Here is a 16240-nt window from a genome sequence, read left to right as displayed (position 1 = left end):
CGGCAGCCTCCTTTCGTTGCTGGGACTGCGTTCGAAAGGTCACGGCGAGCGGATCGTCGTCGCTGACTGGCTGGAGTTACGCAAGGACGGCAACCGGTTCACGGTGGTGATCCGGCCAGGTGTGTACGGTCCTGAGCATCGTTCGACACTGGCCGCGATCACGGCTCTGCTCGATGACGCAATGCCGGACGTTGGCCTCCTCGATGTGTTGGCGCAGCAGGAAATCGACACGATCTGCGCTCAGACGGCCGCTGGCGAATATCTGCAGAATCCGGCGGTCGCCGTGCCTGACCTCGTGGCGACGGCGGCGGCACGGCACGCGATCGACTCCGGCGCGGCCACGCTTTACCTGCAGTTGTTGGCACTTCCGGATCCGACCGACGCCAATGTCGCTCGCTGGACTGGTTGGCCGGCCGATCGACTCAAGGCCGCTCGAGCCGCACTGGCCGAGACGGATCTCGTCCGCACCGCCAAACGTACGCGAGCCGGCCGCAGCCTGTTTCTTCCCGGCGGCTGGACCGATGTGCGCAGGCCGCGACGGCCGGTGGAGACCTGGAAGCTGGCACTGCTGGCGACGGATCGGCCGGGTCCGCTGCTGCCGGCCGGCACGGTGGCCGGCTGTTTTCGGGCGGCCTGGCAGCGCGTCGAGGACGGCGACGCGCCGACGTACAAGCAACTCTGAAAGACACCGAGGATGCAGGCGCATAAAGGAACACGGCTGGACCGTCACCCGCCGACGCCAGGCCGTTTCCTGTGGAGCAGCCCCACATTGGGCTCAGAGGAGAGGTCATGCCTGCTCGAGGATTTTGGAAAACGCGCGCAGGTAGGTTGGGTCTCCGTTGTGCTGGCGCAGCAGCCAGTATTCGGCGCCCCAGAAAAGATACGCTGACAGCCCTGGACGCAGGCCCTGGTTCCAGCGTATGCAGTGGTTGTAGTTGCCGATGATGTTCTCCGGTAGGCAGCTGTACATGCCGTGAGAGCGCGGATTCGGCGGCACCGTGACGGTTTCCCATGGCTCCGCCTGGCCTTCGGTGATCATCAGCTGCCGGCCGTTCTCAGCCGCCCACTCCAGCAGCTTCCGACGCCGGCTCTGCTGCCACGGTCGGTTTGCGCCCTCAAGGTAGAGCGTACGACCGCGGACGTTCACCAGTGCGTGCCGCGGATAGAAGTCGATCCCCACAATGTCAGCGAAGCGCATCGCCGCGTCGAGCGAGTCGCCCTGGTCCCGGGTTCGCCACCATTGCTGCGCGTTCACCAGCGTCGAAGTGGGCAGGAAGCCGTTCATCAGCACCGGCCGGGTCGGGTCGGCCGCTCGTACGGCCGCGACCTCCTGCTGGACGAATCCGGCGGACAGCCGCCACGAGTGTTCCATGCCGAGCGGATCAGTGGCCTCGTGCTCCACTTGCCAGGCCATGATTGCCGGCCGATTCTTGTATCTTTCTACCAAATGGACGAGATAGTCGATGCTGGTACGCAGTAGTGGGTGGGTCGGAGCAACCAGTTCTCCCTCCGGCAGTGGTGTCAGCAAATGGTGCGGTGGAACGAAGAATTCCGGATAGCCGAAGTTCTTTACCGGCCCAAGGCTCAGAATTATCCGCTTGCCGGCGCCTTCCGCGATGTCGAGCTGCCGGTCGAGCTCGTCCGTACGATACTTCCCGGTGGCCAGCACCAACCTATCCCAATAGGCGGCCAACCGGATCACCTCGAACGGATATTCCACCAGTGTTCGCAGCGTTTCGTCGGGGTCCAAACCCAGCGACTCAGCTTGCAGCGGTCGGAAACTGAGCCCCAGCTTGGTTTGTCGCCGCGGCAGGACCGGCTGTCGCTCCCAACGCCCGGTCAGCGGACGGGCCGCCCGGCGGACTCGAAATTCGGACAGCACCGGCGCGAGCAGGCCGGCCGCACCGAGGCCGATCGCCGCTGCTGTCCGGGTCCGCCGGGAAAGGGTCTGTCGGGAGGGAATTTCTGGTCGAGTCATACCCACCAGCTTTACCGGCTGCGGCCCTTCTGTCGTTCTGCCTGCGCAGTATTCACGCGTACGCAAATTGACGTACGCCGGCTGCTGACCGACGGAGTGTTGGCAAGCCATACGTAGCCGAGCGTACGCCGGCGCAGCGGTGGCCTCCTGCGACCGTACATGCGCCTCAGTCCGCTGACCGACGACTTGCTTACCGCCTGCTGGCACTCTCGAAGCCAGGAAAATCACCAGGTCAGGGGGAAAATGTGACGTCCGATGGGCTGGTCATCGAGAATCCGGCCAGCGGCGAGCGGATCGTTATTCGCAGGACGGCCGCCGAGACCGGCGGTGATCTGCTGGCGTGGGAGCTGTTCCTGGCACCCGGCGGGCGGGTGCCGAGCAGTCACGCGCATCCAGAGCAGGAGGAGCGTTTCGAACTGCTGGCCGGCCGGTTGCGGTTCCGGGTTGGGTTCCGAACCGTGGTCGCCGGACCTGGCGACGTCGTTGTTGTCCGGCCCGGCCAGGTGCACGGATTTGTGAACACCGGCGGGGAAACCGCGCGCGTGCTGGTGGAAACCCGGCCCGCACTGCAGATGCAGGAGCTCTTGGAGACGGCGGCGGCGCTAGTCTGCGCAAACCGCCGGCTGCCGCGGCTTTTCGACCTGTTGTTGTTCATGCACGAGTTCCGCCGCGAGGTTCGGGCGCCCTACACACCTCATTTGGTGCGTGCGTTCGTACGACCGTTGGCGTGGCTCGCCCGGCGCGGTGGCCTCGATGCTCGCTATCGCCGAGCTCGGTTGCGTTCGCGGCGGCGGGCATGACGGACGCGATCGAGGTGCGGGAGCTGGTGAAGCACTATCGGGGCGCGGCTGGCAACGCGGTCGACGGGGTGTCTTTCGACGTGCCGGACGGCCAGTTTTTCTGCCTACTGGGGCCGAACGGTGCGGGCAAGACCACCACCCTGTCGGTTCTCACCACGCTCCTCGCGCCGACCTCCGGCCAGGTCCGGGTGGCCGGCCTGGATCTGGCCGCGGAGCAGTCAAAAGTACGTCAGCGGGTGGGCATTGTTTGCCAGCAGCCGTCGCTGGACCCCAACCTGACCGCAGAGGAAAATCTTCGGCTGCACGCTGTTTTGTACGGACTCTATCCGTGGCGGCCGCTTTACCGGCTTATGCCGCGCGCGTACCGCTGGCAGGTAGCGGAATTGGCGGTTTTGTTGGAGCTGGAGGACATTCTCGGCCGGCGGGTGCGTTTGCTGTCCGGCGGGACCAGGCGCAAGCTCGAGATCGTCCGCGCTCTGATGCACCACCCGCGAGTGCTTTTCCTCGACGAACCCACCACCGGTCTGGATCCGCAGAGCCGCCGGAGTCTTTGGGCTTACCTGGCGGATATTCGCCGACTGCGAGGTACCACCATCTTCCTCACCACTCATTATCTCGAAGAGGCGGAGCCGGCCGACATGGTCTGCGTCCTGATGGGCGGTCGGGCCGTCGAACTGGGAAGCCCGGCGCAGCTCAAGAACCGATACTGGCCACCGGGTGCGCCAGAACCATCCCTTGAGGACACTTACCTTCTCTTGCTGGAAGGTGAAACTCGGTGACCGCTGGCCACGAGTTCTGGGCCGTGGCGGCGATAGCCCAGCGGGACGTGATCAAACTGCTCCGTGACCGGGCCCGGTTGGCGGTGAACCTGGCCTTCCCGATCATGTTGATCGCGGGCCTGGGCACGGTGCTGCAGTCCACTGTCGGCAAGGCAACGGGACTCGACGCCGTCACGGTCGCCTTTACCGGCGTACTCGCCGCCAGCCTTTTCCAGTCGACAGCGGCCGGCATGGTTTCGATCGTCGAGGACCGGGAGACGGATTTTTCTCGCGAACTGTTCGTCGCCCCGATCTCACGGGCCACGTTGATGGCGGGAAAGATCGCCGGCGAGTGCCTGGTCGCGCTGTGTCAGGGCGGTGCTGTCGTTCTCTTCGCCGTGCTTTTCGGAGTGGCGGCAACACCATCGCAGCTCGGCCGGCTGGTCGTACCAGCTCTCGCCTGCGCTCTGCTGGGAGCGGCCTTCGGGCTCGCGACCGTCGCGACGCTGCCGAATCAGCGCTCGGCGATGCAGGTCTTCCAGTTCCTCATCATTCCGCAGTACGTGGTCGCCGGGGTCCTCGTGCCGCTGCATAATCTGCCGGCATATCTCGACATTCTGGGCTGGGCGATGCCGCTACGATACGCGGTCGGCCTGATGCGCGAGGCCTTTTATGCCGGCACGCCCGGATACGAACAGGTGGTGGTCGCCGGCCCCACTCGCGACGGGCTGATTGTCGCGGGGCTTTTCCTCGTGCTCCTTGTCGTTGGAACCCTGCTGTTCAGTTATCGAGAACGCAATCGGTGATATCGACAGAGAAGCGGCGCGCTGAGTGACGCCGGGCACCCGCAGTAGACCGTACTGCAACGATGCACTGAATGCGTTTCTGATGCGCCCATTGGTCGATCGGCTTGGAGTACGCGAAGCAAATCGCTGTTCGGGAAACCGGCTGTGCGCCTACCCGTTGACGGCGAACCCCATCGCCTCTATCTTGGTGCATCGTTACACCATAGCGGCCTTGCCTGACTGCTGCGTCGGCGACGGCGGTCGAGTCACCTTCACCGCCCTGACTGTCACGACTGATGGACGAAGGGAATTCCATGAAGGGCACGATGTGGTATCGGCTTGCTCCGGCGGCGACGGCTGTCCTGGCCGTCTCGCTGCTGGCGGCGCCGAGCGCGGCGGCCGGTCAGCCAGGCGGGCAGAGTATCGGCGACCCGTACTTCCCACACGACGGGAACACTGGCTACCAGGTCGACAACTACGCATTGGACCTGGCCTACCAGCCTGGTGCGGATCAGTTGAGTGGAACGGCGACCATTTCGGCGACCGCGACGCAGGACCTCAGCAGCTTTTCCTTCGATTTCGGGTTGACCGCCTCAGCGGTGACGGTCAACAGCGAATCGGCGGAATTCAAGGATCAGGACAACAAGCTGATCATCACGCCGAAAGTCGACCTGCCCGCCCAGAAACCGATGACGGTCGTGGTGACGTACTCGGGAGTTCCGTCCAAGGTGCGCATGTACGGCGAACAGGCCTGGTTCGCCAGCGCTGACGGGGCGTCCTCAGTCGCCGAGCCGCACTATGCCGCGTTCTGGTTTCCCTGTAACGATCACCCCTCGGACAAGGCCACCTGGTCTGCGTCGGTGTCTGTTCCGGATGGAACCACCGCGATCACCAACGGCAAGCTCGTCAGTTCCGAAAAGAGCGGCGACAAGGTGGTCTGGAAATGGAGCAGCGCCCAGCCGCTGGCCACCTACAACTCGTTCATGGCGATCGGCCGCTTTACGATGAAAAACACCACGGCCGCTGACGGACGTACGTTCATCCGTGCCTACAGCCAAAGCCTGTCTGAGACCGAGAAGAAGAACGCCACCTCAAGCATCGAGCAGACCCCTGACGTGCTCGCCTGGGAATCCGGCCTCTTCGGGCCGTACCCCTTCGACATCGAAGGCGGGGTCGCCGTTGACGCCGGGAGCGTGAACGACGCCGAGGAGTATCAGACAAAGCCGGTGTACAGCAACGTTTTCAAGGACGGTAAGGACTTCGGCGACGTCGTTCACGAGAACGCGCATCAGTGGTTCGGCGACGCGGTGTCGCCCAAGTCATGGCAGGACATCTGGCTCAACGAAGGCTTCGCCCAGTACACCGAATGGTTGTGGCAGGAGCACGAAGGCACCAAACCGGCGAGCAAACTTGCTGACGAGGACTACAAAAGCCACGACAGTGGCGACAGCTTCTGGAAGACCCCTCCCGGCGACCCGGGTGCGGCCGGCCTGCTGGACGACCCGGTGTACGAGCGTGGCGCCATGACCCTGCAAGCACTGCGTTCGACCGTGGGCGACGACACGTTCTTCGACATCCTCAAACACCGAGTAAGCGACAACATGTACAGCAACGAGTCGACAAGCGAATTCATCGCCCTTGCCGAGAAAATCTCCAACAAATCACTCAAGCCACTGTTCGACACCTGGCTGTACGCAAAGGAGCGTCCAGCCAACCCACCGAGCCAAGGAATGCGGCTCGGCTGAACGCGGTCGACGCCGGCGGGCGCGTGCCCGCCGGCTGGATCGACGGTCGGTGTTTCAAGGCGTCCCGCGAGGCCGGCTCAGGCCTGCGACCCGTAACGTGCGGCGATCTCCTGAGAGCTGCTCCAGTTGCTGTAGGTGGGCGACTTGGGCCACCCCTGGGGTGAGTCCTGCCATTCCTCCTGTCGCCCGTACGGCAACACGTCGACCAGCGCGAAGGTGTAACTGAGCTGTTCGGTGCCCCGGCCGCTGCTGTTCCAGGTGCGGTAGACCGTGTCGCCGTCGCGCAGGAACACGTTGACCGCGAAACCACCGCCGGCAGGCGCGCCGACGTCCGCACCGAACGGGCTGTCCGCGGTGGAATACCAGGTCATCGTGTTGCCGACCCGCCGCTGGTAGGCCAGCGCCTCCTCGATCGGTCCCTGGGTGACCAGGACGAACCGAGCGTCGTACTTGTCCAGGTATTCCAGCCGGGTGTACTGCGAGGTCAGGCTGGTGCAGCCGCCGCACTGCCACTGCTCGCCGGCAGACCACATGTGGTTGTAGACGATCAGCTGCGACTTGCCTTCGAAGACATCGACCAGCCGGACCGGCCCGTTCGCGCCCTCGAGCGTGTAGTCGGGCATCTTCACCATCGGCAGCCGGCGACGCTGGGCGGCGATCGCGTCGAGTTCCCGGGTCGCGGCCTTCTCCCTGGCCCTTAGCTCGTCGATCTGACGCTGCCAGGTGTCGGTGTCGACCACGGATGGGAGTGCGTTGATGCTCATAGGGACCCTTCCAGCTCACCCTTGACTATCGGTATCACCAGTACTGACCTCACCCGAGCCCAAAACTCATCGGCGCGGTCGTCTCCAACTGTGGTTGAAGCCCAACTGGGACATCGCGCGGATCAGTGACCGGCTCTCAGGCAGGCGGTGGGGGCCCAGCGGCGAGTACGTGGGAGTGCGGAGGGCAAGCCGAAGTCTTATCGACAAGAAAGGGTAGGATTCTCGCCGGTTTCCGGACCTGGCCCGGTCAGCCTGGTCGACGCGAACCAAACCTGGCGGTCGTGGGTCGGTTTGTTGATTTCTAAGGCGACAACTCGGCGATCGCCGCCTGCACGGCTTTGCGGTTGTAGCTGCCCGTCGGCATCGTGGCGCTGTGTGCGTAGCGGATGACTCCGCTGCGGTCGATCAACAGGGTGCCGGACTGTTGCATCATTCCGAACACCTTCTTGGTCAGGCCGACGCCGGTGTGCGGGCCGCCAGTGGAGTTACTGATGACCGGGAAGGGAATGCTCTGTTTTTCCTTCCAGCGGGCGGCATCCACCCGGTCTTCAGGGACCGCGATAATGACTTGTACGCCGTGGGCGCGAAATTCCGCGGAGCGCGACACCAGGTGGCGGACGTGGAGGTTGCACACCGGGCAGGTAGTCGACCGCATGAAGAACATCAGCACGGCCTGACCGGGGAAGTCGGTCAGGCGCACAGCCTTGCCTTCGGTGTCGGACATCCTGATTTCGGGCAGCCGGGTATCCACAGCAAGCATTGAATCTCCTTGGTAGGAAAGAATCAGCCGAGGCTGTCGCGTACGGCCAGCCGCGCCCGATGCAGTTGTGACTTCATCGCGGCGAGGCTGAGACCGAGTGCGTCGGCCGCCATCTGGCCGGAATAGCCCTGCACGTCTCGCATGATCAGGACCCGCCGCTGAAGATCCGGAAGCGCGGCAATGACAGCCGCCACCCGGTCGGACTCCAGCCTGGCCAGCACCTCGTCCTCAGGATTGAGCATCGCGTGTGGTTCGACCGAGTGAGACTGCAGCATGAGTCTGGAGAGTCGTACGCACTCGTTTCGTACGATCCGGAACACCCAGGACGCCAGGGCACCTGAGGCGCGCAGCGTGCCGATCTTGCGGTAAAGGATCAGCAGCGCCTCCTGCGCCGCGTCCTCAGCGTCCTCCGGGGTGGCGCACAGCGTACGAGCGAAGCGCTGGACGTGCGGGTGCGCTCCGTACACGACGGCACTGATCGACTCGACATGGCCGCGTTTCGCCGACTCGACAAGCTGCTCACTGACCCAGTTCGGCATGTCACCTCCCGGTCCGCTCACATACTGACCCCTATAAGAGGCCAGCTGCGGCGAAAGGATTCGCGGTCACGCCGCAACGTTTCACAACGGGTCCTGGCCGAGGCCGACGCGGCCGTCGATCAGTTCGCGGGCCGCGTCGAGGTGACCGAGATGGCGGGCGGTCTCCTCGATCATGTGCATCACGACGAAGCGGAGGTCGGTGACCAGGGTTTCGTCGCCATGGCCGTGTCGTCCCAGAGGTCGGGTGGACAATGGGGTCGAGGCGAGCACGACATTCGCGCGCTCGATCTGGTCGCGGTAGAAGGCGAACACCGGCTCGGTTCGCTGGCCTGTCGCGAAAGGCCCGTTCTGGGCAGGCCACGGCAGTGGTTCCGCGGTGCCGAGGGTGACCTCCTGGAACCAGTGCCGCTCCGCGTGCCCGAGATGCTCGAGCATCCCCACCAGCGTCCAGCCGGACGGCAACACCGGGGTTGCCAGCTGATCTTCGTCCAGGCCGGCGAGGATCTCGAACACTCGGGCCCGCTGGGCGTTGAGGAAGTCGATCAGCAGGTCATCCATACTCATGGCCTGAAGTTTGCCGCATCCGTACGGTCAAGGACGGGACGACGTACTAACCGAACGGGTCCGGTGCGACGTACGACCGCTGGGTGAACGCGAGGGCGATCAGACTGTCGCACTCGCGAGTTTGAGCGGGTCGCGTGGCGCGTTGGGTTTGGCGTCGAGCATTCGCTGACCGATAGCCTGCACCTCATTTCGGCCCATTGCCTCGCGCACCTTCGGAAACCATTCCTGCTCTTCACGGGTCACGTCTGTGCGCGTTGGGCGAGCAGGTCGGATGCCTTGGCGGTGGCGAAAAAGGAGGCCACCACAGTGGCCGTCAGCAGGAGTCCGATCAGCAGGATGCCGCCGGTCGCGACCGGCGGTTCGGCGGTCTCGCCGGCCTGGGCGCGGGCCGAGCCGCTGAGAAATGGTACGACCGTCAGGACGCCGATTCCGAGAACGACCTCGATCGCGACGACCTTGGGAAAATGCCGCAACACCAGCGTGACCAGGGATCCTTCGGAGCCGGCGAGGCGGGCCCGTACCACTCGCGGGATCAGCCAAAGCTGGTTGAATCCGCCGGCTGTCACCAGCCCCACCACCAGAATCAGCTTGAGCAGCAGGAAACGGCCGAAGGTAGTGGTCACCAGTTGGGCGGGATCGCCGACGTTCTTCCAGGTCAGCCACAAGCCGGAGAGCAGCACCCCGCCGACGGCGACCAATGCGAGCGTGCTGAAGCGCTGCCAGATGTCCGCCCAGATCGCGGCCACCCCGGTGGCTTCCCGGCGGCCGGCCAGCACGAGCGCTACCAGCACGGTCAGGCCACCGAGCCAGGCCGTACCGCCAATGATGTGGACCTGGGTCAAGTACCTGTCCATCAAGGTGTCCAGCGCGGTGGCGCGCGTCGGTGTTGAGCCGATCAGGCTCGCAAGCATGGCGGCTGGGAAGGCAAAGAGCGCGATTGTGTCAATTCGGCTGCCGATTTTCTTGAAAAACAAGGAGATCAGCAGTGCGGACAGCAGCAGGACCAGGACATTCTGTACGAGATAGATCGTGCCGCTGGCGATCCAGTCACCTGGGGTGGCGGCCTTGGACAAGAACCGCCACATCGCGGCCGGAGTGGTGGCCTCGCCAAATGACATCCCCTTGGTTCCCCGGGCTACCCGGCTTGCCAGCTGGAAATAGCCAGTGACGAGCAACAAAACACCGCTGGATGCCAACAGCGCGGCGGCGCGGCGGCGGCTGGCGACCACGTACGCGTCAGTGCCGGACCTGTCCAGTGCGGGGCGTACGGCGACCCAGTAGGTGAGCGGGAACCCGATGGCCGCGGACAGGCCCAGGAAATATCCGAACTCGGTGAGCATCCGCCAGAGCGGTGGCAGAGCGCTGGGCACGGCGTCGGCGAGCACGTCAGGCGTCATGTTAGGTGAGGCTAGCCTACTTTTCAGGTGAGAGGGCTGTGACCCGAAGCACCAGGTGGGAAGTCGATCTTGCCCTGGTAGCGTCCGCCGCATGGCTGACGATGCCCTAATGCCGCTCGGGTACCGGGCCGCGAGTGCGGATGACGCTGAGCAGGTGGCGGCGCTGCACGCGGCGAGTTGGCGGCGGCACTATCGCGGCGCGTACGCGGACTCGTTCCTGGATGGTGACGTTGTCGCGGACCGGAGGGTGGTCTGGTCGGTACGCCTCGCCGAACCCGCCGGCAGCATCACCGTGCTGGGTGAGGACGCCGGTGGCCTTGCCGGCTTCATCCACGTCATTCTCGATAAGGACGCCGAATGGGGCAGCCTCATCGACAACCTGCATGTCGCTCATCGCTGCCAGGGGACCGGCGTCGGCACCGCTTTGTTTGCCCAGGTAGGCCCCGAAATACTTGAACGAGCCACCGATTCGGGTGTCTACCTCTGGGTGCTCGAGCAGAACCTCGCGGCCCAGCAGTTCTACCGTGCCCGGGGTGGCGTTTCCGTGGAGAAAGCGCCGGTTCCGCCGCCGGGCGGCGTGCCGTCTCGCCTAAAAGGCGCCCCGATGGCGCTGCGCATCGCCTGGCCCAACGCCGCCTTGCTGGCGGCCCGCTAGTAGCAAGCGGGTTAGGCGAAGCTGTGGATCGGCCGGGTGGGAACGCGGTTCGCGCTGTCCCCGAGGCGTTCGTTCAGTGGACAACAAACGTCGTGGAGTGGGCGAGGGGTGTGACGGATGTGAGTCCGGTGGCGCGCGAGGGGTCGTAAGAACTGCATTCTGTTGCGGTTTCGCGGTTTGCGAACGGTGGCGTCGCCTCGTTACGTGCGCCCCGGCCTGGATGTACCGGCAGGGAGCTGGGTTCGGCCTTGTTTCGCCTGGCTCTTCGTCGAGAGTGAGGCCCCACCCTCACCAAATTGCTTAGGGCTTGAACGCGCGCGCTCCGCGTTTTGCTGATGTGATTGAGAAAATGACCACGTTCCGATCGTACGAACTCGATCTTTTTTGACGGTGATAGCGGTAGAATGGTGTCATGGCCGCCGGCGATGAAGGCACAGATCCAGAGCTCGGTTTCGCGTACGCACACACCGGCATCGCTATATCTCCAGAATCCGGCCGCAGGCTCGCCTGCGACGCGGACATCACCCCCATGCTCCTGGGCAGAAACAGCGTACCGCTCAACGTCGCCAGCACCGAACGACTCCTACCCGCACACCTACGAAAAGCACTGATAGCGCGGGATAAAGGCTGCGCCAGGTGCGGTCGACCACCTCGCTGGTGCCGCGGCCATCACGTCACTCACTGGGCCGATGGTGGCGATACCTGCCTGGAAAATTGCGTGCTCCTGTGTGATGCCTGCCATCGCCTGATTCACCACAGCGACTGGGAAGAACGCATCACCGACGGAATCGTCGAATTCATCCCACCCGCGTACCGGGACCCCGAACGAAGAACCATCCGTGGAATCAACCAACTCGCCGCATAAAACATCCACCCGGCCGCCGGGCACCACCACGCCCGGCGGCTCACAACCCTACCCGCCCCCGACGTTGCACTTCGAGTTCGGACCCACCATCCGGTTGTTTCGCGGCTAACGCAGCTCGAAATATTCGTCGTAGAACATGCCGTCGCCGGCAAGCGCACCGCGAAAGACTGCCTGGACCCGGTTGAGCCACGTGTAGCGCGAGTGGCTCGTCTCGAATCTCGGGGCACCGTAGAGAACGCCCGCGTTGCCTATCCCGCCCCGCATGTCGCAGCGCCCTGAGCCGTACATGTAAATCGTCGCTCCGTCGTCGGTCTCAAGTGTGCCGCGGAAATCGATCGTGCCAGTGCCGTCGGGTCCGATCAGAAACCAGTCAGCTGTCGTTCCGCCAACGACTCGACCGTTGACGCGATCGCCCTCGATCCGGCCTTCGGGGATCTCGATGATCACCCGGGTGCCCGCCGGTGTGGTGCCGAGTGTTCGGTATTCCGCCAGTCGCCACGCGCCGACAAAAAGGGGCACGAGCTGTACGGCGGGGAGTGTTTTGAGATCGACGGCCGGCATGATGCTACCTCTCTGGAGACTTACCTTGAGGTTCCAAGGTAAGCCGCTTTACCTAATCTAGTCAAGGTAGGGTGGCGGGGTGACAGGACGCGTTCGCCGTACACCCGAGGAGGCGCAACGTCTCATCCTTGAGGCGGCCGAGCTGCTGCTTGTCGAGGGCGGGCCGCGAGCCGTCGAGGTGCGTGCGGTCGCCCAGCGAGTCGGCATGACCGACGCCGGCGTCACGCATCACTTCCAAAACAGGGAAAGTCTGCTCGTCGCTTTGTTGAGCCGCGGCGGGCGGCGGCTGCGCGGCGCGGTCGAGGCGGCGTCGAGCCGATGGCTCAACGGCGTGGTTTCCGTCAGCGACCTCGTCGAAACGATGGCCGCGGTCTACGCGGACGGGTACGGCGAGCTGGCTATCGCGCTGCACGCCGCCGGTTGGAGACCAGATGGGCAGGGAATGCTCGAACCGGTGGTCGACGCCCTCCACGGGGCGCGGCGTCGTACCGGCAGCGGTTCGCCTCGCCGGATCGAGACCCGGCTCGCGGTGGCGGCCCTGCATCAGGCACTGGCCACCGACCCCACATATGGCGTGGCGTTTCGGAACAGCGCTGGAATCGCCAATCCGGCCGCCCAGGACCCGCGTGCTCAACGGCGATGGTGGGCGGCGACGATCGCCACTGTCCTGGGCATTCCCGCCGCCCCTTCTTCGCGAACTTGACGTTTTCGTTGCCGACATGCCGATAGCCACTACTAAAACGTCCCTGATCGCCTATCGATCCACTCGGAAGCGGCGGTCGGCTCGTACGGCGAGTTCGTCGGCGTCGACCAGGGTGAGCATGGGTGCGCCGATCATCACGACGACGAAGCGGGTCCAGGCGTCGGGAAGGTTGTTGGCGGCCAGGTAGTGGATGACGTCGCCGCCGGGTTCCCAAAACGCCTCGCCGGCCCGGATGATCCGCGGCGGCTCGCCTTCGAGCTCGAACAGCATCTCGCCTTCGATCAGATACCCGAAGACCGGACCGCTGTGCCGATGCGGCGGCGTGCCCGGGTCGGCTGGCTCCAGCTCGATGGTGGCGGTCATGACCTCGGCGCCGGCGGGCAGGAACGGCGGGACTTCGTGCGACAGGGTGGTCAGCGTTGTCATGGCCCGACCGTATGCGCGATCTGGACCGCTGGCGGGGGCCAGTTGACGACTTTTCTGGTGGACCAGTTGGGGCACTCGTACGAAGAAGGCATAACGGTCAGGGCGTACCTTTTTGACCTCTGTCGAATACGTTGCTCGCGTCGATCACCAAATGCCACCCTCCTGGGGCATCCACATTTGTGAATGCCATAAGGGGCGTACGTCCCAAGTGCACCTGTGGTGAATCATGATGGAGAGAACGATGAAGGCAGTCGGGAAGATTTCGGCGGCACTCGCGTCGATAGGGGCGTTGACCACCATGTTTGCGGTCCTCGCGGCCACTCCCGCGGCAGCGTCCCCCATGAACAGCCCGATTTCGCGAACGGCGTGCGATCAGAGCAATGACTTCAACTACTTCACCTTCTTCACCGGCGGATATCCGGTCTGCTTCGAAGGTGAGGGAACGCTTCCCATGCATTTTGGCCCGGTCAGCATTTGGTACGCGGAGAACAATCAGGGCTCCTTCACCTACCTGCTGCCAGGTCTCTGCCCACCGCCGGTGATCTTCAACCCGCACGAGACGGGGACCTTGCCGCCGGACGCCACGATCATCTCCCTCACCATCCTCTACGGCAGCTGAGCCGACCCGTTCACGTTGGTACGTCAGCTGTCCGCGCGAAGCCGTGCTCGCCGGGTCCGCAGGAAGGTTCGTTCGGTGTCGTTGGTGGCCAGGGCGATCGCTTCGTCGTACGCGGCGATGGCAGCTGAGGTGCGGGCGAGACGGGTGAGCAGGTCCGCGCGGGTGGCCGGCAGCAGGTGATAGCCCGGCAGGTCGAGGTCTTGGATGCAGGCCAGCGCTACCGCCGGTCCGTGCACCTCGGCGACCGCGACCGCCCGGTTGAGCGCGATGATCGGGGTGGGGCTGAGGTGCAGCAGGTGGTCGTACAGCGCCAACACCTGCGTCCAGTCGGTCGCCGGCCCGTCGGTGTGTACGGCGTTGATCGCGGCCTGCAACTGCTACGGCCCCGGCTGGTTGCGGCGCAGGCATCGCCGTACGAGCTCGTGCCCTTCGGCGATCAGCGCCCGGTCCCACAACGACCGGTCCTGTTCCGCGAGCACCACCAGCTCACCCGACGGCCCGACCCGCGCCGGCCGCCGGGACTCGACGAGCAGCAGCAGCGCTAGCAGCCCGATCACCTCCGGCTCGTCCGGCATCAGGTCGGCGAGTGCCCTCGCGAGCCGGATCGCCTCCTGGCACAGGTCCGTACGCAGCAGTTCCCCGGCGGTTGAGGCGTACCCCTCGTTGAAGACCAGGTAGAGCACGGTGAGCACCGGCTGCAGCCGGTCGGGGAGTTCGGCGGCGCCGGGCACTCGGTACGGGATGCCGGCGTCCCGGATTTTCTTCTTCGCACGAACGATCCGCTGGTGGACGGTCGGCTCCGGGACAAGGTAGGCCCGCGCGATCTCGGCCACCTCCAGCCCGCCGAGCAGGCGCAGGGTGAGCGCGGTCTGGGCGAGCGGCGACAGCGCGGGGTGGCAGCAGGTGAACATCATCCGGAGCTGGTCGTCGCGCACCGGTCCCACCTCCTTCGGCTCTGCGGGTTGGTGCAGCAGCAGCGCCTGCGCGTGGCGGGCTTCGCGACTGGACTCCCGGCGTAGCCGGTCAATCGCCCGATTACGGGCGGTGGTCACGATCCAGCCGCCCGGGTTGGGCGGCGGCGCCTCGCCCCACTTCTGGACGGCTGCCGCGAACGCATCCTGTACGGCTTCCTCGGCGAGACCGATGTCACCGAGCATGCGTGTCAGCGTGGCCACGCACCGGCCGTATTCCGCCCGATAGACGCTGTCCAGGTCCATCCGCGCCTATTCCGCCGGCAGTTCGTTGAACGGGCGTACCTCGATCGGGCGCCCGCAGGCCAGCGCGCCTTTCCGGGCCCAGGCGAGCGCCTGGTCGGCGTCTTCGCACTGGATCACCCAGAACCCGGCGAGCTGTTCCTTCGTCTCGGCGAAGGGGCCGTCGGTCATCGTGGTCGTGCCGTTGGCGGGACGGACGACGGTGCTCGCGTACGAGGGCATCAAGCCGCCGGCGAACACCCACGAACCGGCGGCTTCCATCTCCAGGTTGACCTTGTGCGTCCGAGCCAACTGCGCCCGCAATTCCTCTTCGGTCTCCGGGTGGCTTTCGTCGAACTGGACGGCGAGCAAATATCGCTTCACGGTGGAGCTCCTTCAAACGTCAGGCGGGCGATGGCCGGGATCGCGATCGCGGCGAACGCGGACATCGGGCCCTCCGGTGAGTGGCGACCGGCTCGTTTGCCGGCCTCTCACCATGGCTACGAACGGACTCGACGCCATTCGACACCATCGCGGAAAATTCCGCGGACTTCCCCGCCGAACCCGGCGGCCCGCCTGATCGTCACCGGCGGCGGCCGGCCTTCGCGGCGGCCGCCGTGTCGAAGTCGACCCGGGCTTGCTCCACTTTGACCAGATTCTGGGCGGTCCAAGTGGCCAGGTGCGCGAACAGCGGCGCCAGGCTGCGGCCGAGTTCGCTGATCTCGTACTCCACCCGTGGCGGCACTTCTGGGTGGTACGTACGAGTGACCAGCCCGTCTCGCTCCAGCTGCCGGAGCCGCTGAGTGAGGACTTTCGGTGTGATCGTACCGATCCGCCGTTCCAGTTCGACGAATCGCTGGACACCGAACTCGTTGAGTGTCCACAGGATCGGCGTGGTCCATCGGCTGAAGACGATGTCGACAACCGGGCCGACTGGGCACGCCTGTTCCGGAGTGGCATCGCTGGCTGGGTGCCGGGTCGCTGTCTCGGTCATAGCGGCCTTTCCGTCCAATACTTTCTTCTAGGTACCTACTATACCGACGCTGTTACGGTGACCGCGTCGCAGCGATGAAACCGCGCCGGAGACCACTGGGCCGCCGGCGATCCCGCCATCCTCCGGTAGGCCCG

General features: G+C 65.0%; 19 protein-coding genes and 1 pseudogene. 9 read left to right on the top strand and 11 right to left on the bottom strand.

The window, feature by feature from the left end:
* Nucleotides 1-16 precede the first annotated feature (16 nt).
* The gene (locus ABD301_RS21720) at nt 17-682 is read left to right on the top strand and encodes a hypothetical protein (RefSeq protein WP_344312177.1); all 666 of its coding nucleotides are present in this window, start codon (nt 17-19) and stop codon (nt 680-682) included.
* A 105-nt stretch (nt 683-787) separates the two neighbouring features.
* On the opposite strand, the gene ABD301_RS21715 is transcribed toward ABD301_RS21720, so the two are convergent.
* Nucleotides 788-1978, bottom strand: coding sequence for a glycoside hydrolase 5 family protein (locus tag ABD301_RS21715; protein ID WP_344312176.1), 1191 nt, complete (start codon nt 1976-1978; stop codon nt 788-790).
* A 245-nt stretch (nt 1979-2223) separates the two neighbouring features.
* Between ABD301_RS21715 and ABD301_RS21710 the strand changes: the two genes are divergently transcribed.
* From ABD301_RS21710 to ABD301_RS21695, 4 genes are all read left to right on the top strand, one after another.
* Nucleotides 2224-2778, top strand: coding sequence for a cupin domain-containing protein (locus tag ABD301_RS21710; protein ID WP_344312175.1), 555 nt, complete (start codon nt 2224-2226; stop codon nt 2776-2778).
* On the top strand, nt 2775-3557 hold the full coding sequence (locus tag ABD301_RS21705; RefSeq protein ID WP_344312173.1) for an ABC transporter ATP-binding protein: 783 nt from the start codon (nt 2775-2777) through the stop codon (nt 3555-3557). Before ABD301_RS21710 ends, ABD301_RS21705 begins: the two co-directional genes overlap by 4 nt.
* A complete protein-coding gene (locus ABD301_RS21700; protein ID WP_344312170.1) occupies nt 3554-4342 on the top strand; it encodes an ABC transporter permease in 789 nt (262 codons plus the stop codon). The genes ABD301_RS21705 and ABD301_RS21700 overlap by 4 nt, the downstream gene beginning before the upstream one ends.
* Before the next feature lie 461 nt (nt 4343-4803).
* Complete coding sequence (locus ABD301_RS21695; protein WP_344312167.1) at nt 4804-6066, top strand: M1 family metallopeptidase; 1263 nt, start codon at nt 4804-4806, stop codon at nt 6064-6066.
* A gap of 77 nt (nt 6067-6143) precedes the next feature.
* Here ABD301_RS21695 and ABD301_RS21690 read toward each other — a convergent pair whose 3' ends face one another.
* From ABD301_RS21690 to ABD301_RS21665, 5 genes are all read right to left on the bottom strand, one after another.
* Complete coding sequence (locus ABD301_RS21690) at nt 6144-6830, bottom strand: DUF899 domain-containing protein (RefSeq protein WP_344312166.1); 687 nt, start codon at nt 6828-6830, stop codon at nt 6144-6146.
* A 301-nt stretch (nt 6831-7131) separates the two neighbouring features.
* Nucleotides 7132-7581 carry a peroxiredoxin family protein gene (locus tag ABD301_RS21685; RefSeq protein ID WP_344312164.1) on the bottom strand — a complete coding sequence of 150 codons (450 nt, stop codon included), beginning with the start codon at nt 7579-7581 and terminating at the stop codon, nt 7132-7134.
* 32 nt (nt 7582-7613) lie between these two features.
* Nucleotides 7614-8129 carry an RNA polymerase sigma factor gene (locus ABD301_RS21680; RefSeq protein WP_344312162.1) on the bottom strand — a complete coding sequence of 172 codons (516 nt, stop codon included), beginning with the start codon at nt 8127-8129 and terminating at the stop codon, nt 7614-7616.
* 81 nt (nt 8130-8210) lie between these two features.
* Entirely contained in the window at nt 8211-8693 is a 483-nt protein-coding gene (locus tag ABD301_RS21675) for a DinB family protein (protein WP_344312161.1), read from the bottom strand.
* 239 nt (nt 8694-8932) lie between these two features.
* On the bottom strand, nt 8933-10090 hold the full coding sequence (locus tag ABD301_RS21665; protein ID WP_163570026.1) for a copper resistance D family protein: 1158 nt from the start codon (nt 10088-10090) through the stop codon (nt 8933-8935).
* Nucleotides 10091-10181: 91 nt separating this feature from the next.
* Here ABD301_RS21665 and ABD301_RS21660 point away from each other — a divergent pair, with 91 nt between their 5' ends.
* Nucleotides 10182-10745 carry a GNAT family N-acetyltransferase gene (locus ABD301_RS21660; protein WP_163570027.1) on the top strand — a complete coding sequence of 188 codons (564 nt, stop codon included), beginning with the start codon at nt 10182-10184 and terminating at the stop codon, nt 10743-10745.
* Nucleotides 10746-11157: 412 nt separating this feature from the next.
* The gene (locus ABD301_RS21655) at nt 11158-11610 is read left to right on the top strand and encodes an HNH endonuclease (protein ID WP_163570028.1); all 453 of its coding nucleotides are present in this window, start codon (nt 11158-11160) and stop codon (nt 11608-11610) included.
* A 105-nt stretch (nt 11611-11715) separates the two neighbouring features.
* Here ABD301_RS21655 and ABD301_RS21650 read toward each other — a convergent pair whose 3' ends face one another.
* Nucleotides 11716-12171 carry a DUF3237 domain-containing protein gene (locus tag ABD301_RS21650; protein WP_344312158.1) on the bottom strand — a complete coding sequence of 152 codons (456 nt, stop codon included), beginning with the start codon at nt 12169-12171 and terminating at the stop codon, nt 11716-11718.
* Nucleotides 12172-12250: 79 nt separating this feature from the next.
* Here ABD301_RS21650 and ABD301_RS21645 point away from each other — a divergent pair, with 79 nt between their 5' ends.
* Complete coding sequence (locus tag ABD301_RS21645; protein WP_344312155.1) at nt 12251-12874, top strand: TetR/AcrR family transcriptional regulator; 624 nt, start codon at nt 12251-12253, stop codon at nt 12872-12874.
* A 51-nt stretch (nt 12875-12925) separates the two neighbouring features.
* Here ABD301_RS21645 and ABD301_RS21640 read toward each other — a convergent pair whose 3' ends face one another.
* Entirely contained in the window at nt 12926-13300 is a 375-nt protein-coding gene (locus ABD301_RS21640; RefSeq protein ID WP_163570031.1) for a cupin domain-containing protein, read from the bottom strand.
* Between the two features lie 241 nt (nt 13301-13541).
* On the opposite strand from ABD301_RS21640, the gene ABD301_RS21635 reads away from it, so the two are divergent.
* Complete coding sequence (locus ABD301_RS21635; RefSeq protein WP_163570032.1) at nt 13542-13919, top strand: hypothetical protein; 378 nt, start codon at nt 13542-13544, stop codon at nt 13917-13919.
* Nucleotides 13920-13942: 23 nt separating this feature from the next.
* On the opposite strand, the pseudogene ABD301_RS21630 reads toward ABD301_RS21635, so the two are convergent.
* The 3 genes and pseudogenes from ABD301_RS21630 to ABD301_RS21620 form a co-directional block, all read right to left on the bottom strand.
* A pseudogene (locus tag ABD301_RS21630) lies at nt 13943-15136 on the bottom strand (RNA polymerase sigma factor).
* Nucleotides 15137-15142: 6 nt separating this feature from the next.
* Nucleotides 15143-15496 (bottom strand): YciI family protein, encoded by a 354-nt coding sequence (locus tag ABD301_RS21625; RefSeq protein WP_163570033.1) that lies wholly within the window; start codon nt 15494-15496, stop codon nt 15143-15145.
* A gap of 199 nt (nt 15497-15695) precedes the next feature.
* Nucleotides 15696-16106 (bottom strand): winged helix-turn-helix transcriptional regulator, encoded by a 411-nt coding sequence (locus ABD301_RS21620; RefSeq protein ID WP_163570034.1) that lies wholly within the window; start codon nt 16104-16106, stop codon nt 15696-15698.
* Nucleotides 16107-16240 lie beyond the last annotated feature (134 nt).

The organism is Fodinicola feengrottensis (genome assembly GCF_039530045.1).
Classification (GTDB): domain Bacteria; phylum Actinomycetota; class Actinomycetes; order Mycobacteriales; family HKI-0501; genus Fodinicola; species Fodinicola feengrottensis.
The sequence above is the reverse complement of the archived record's forward strand: the minus strand, read 5'-3'. Positions and strand labels throughout refer to the sequence as shown.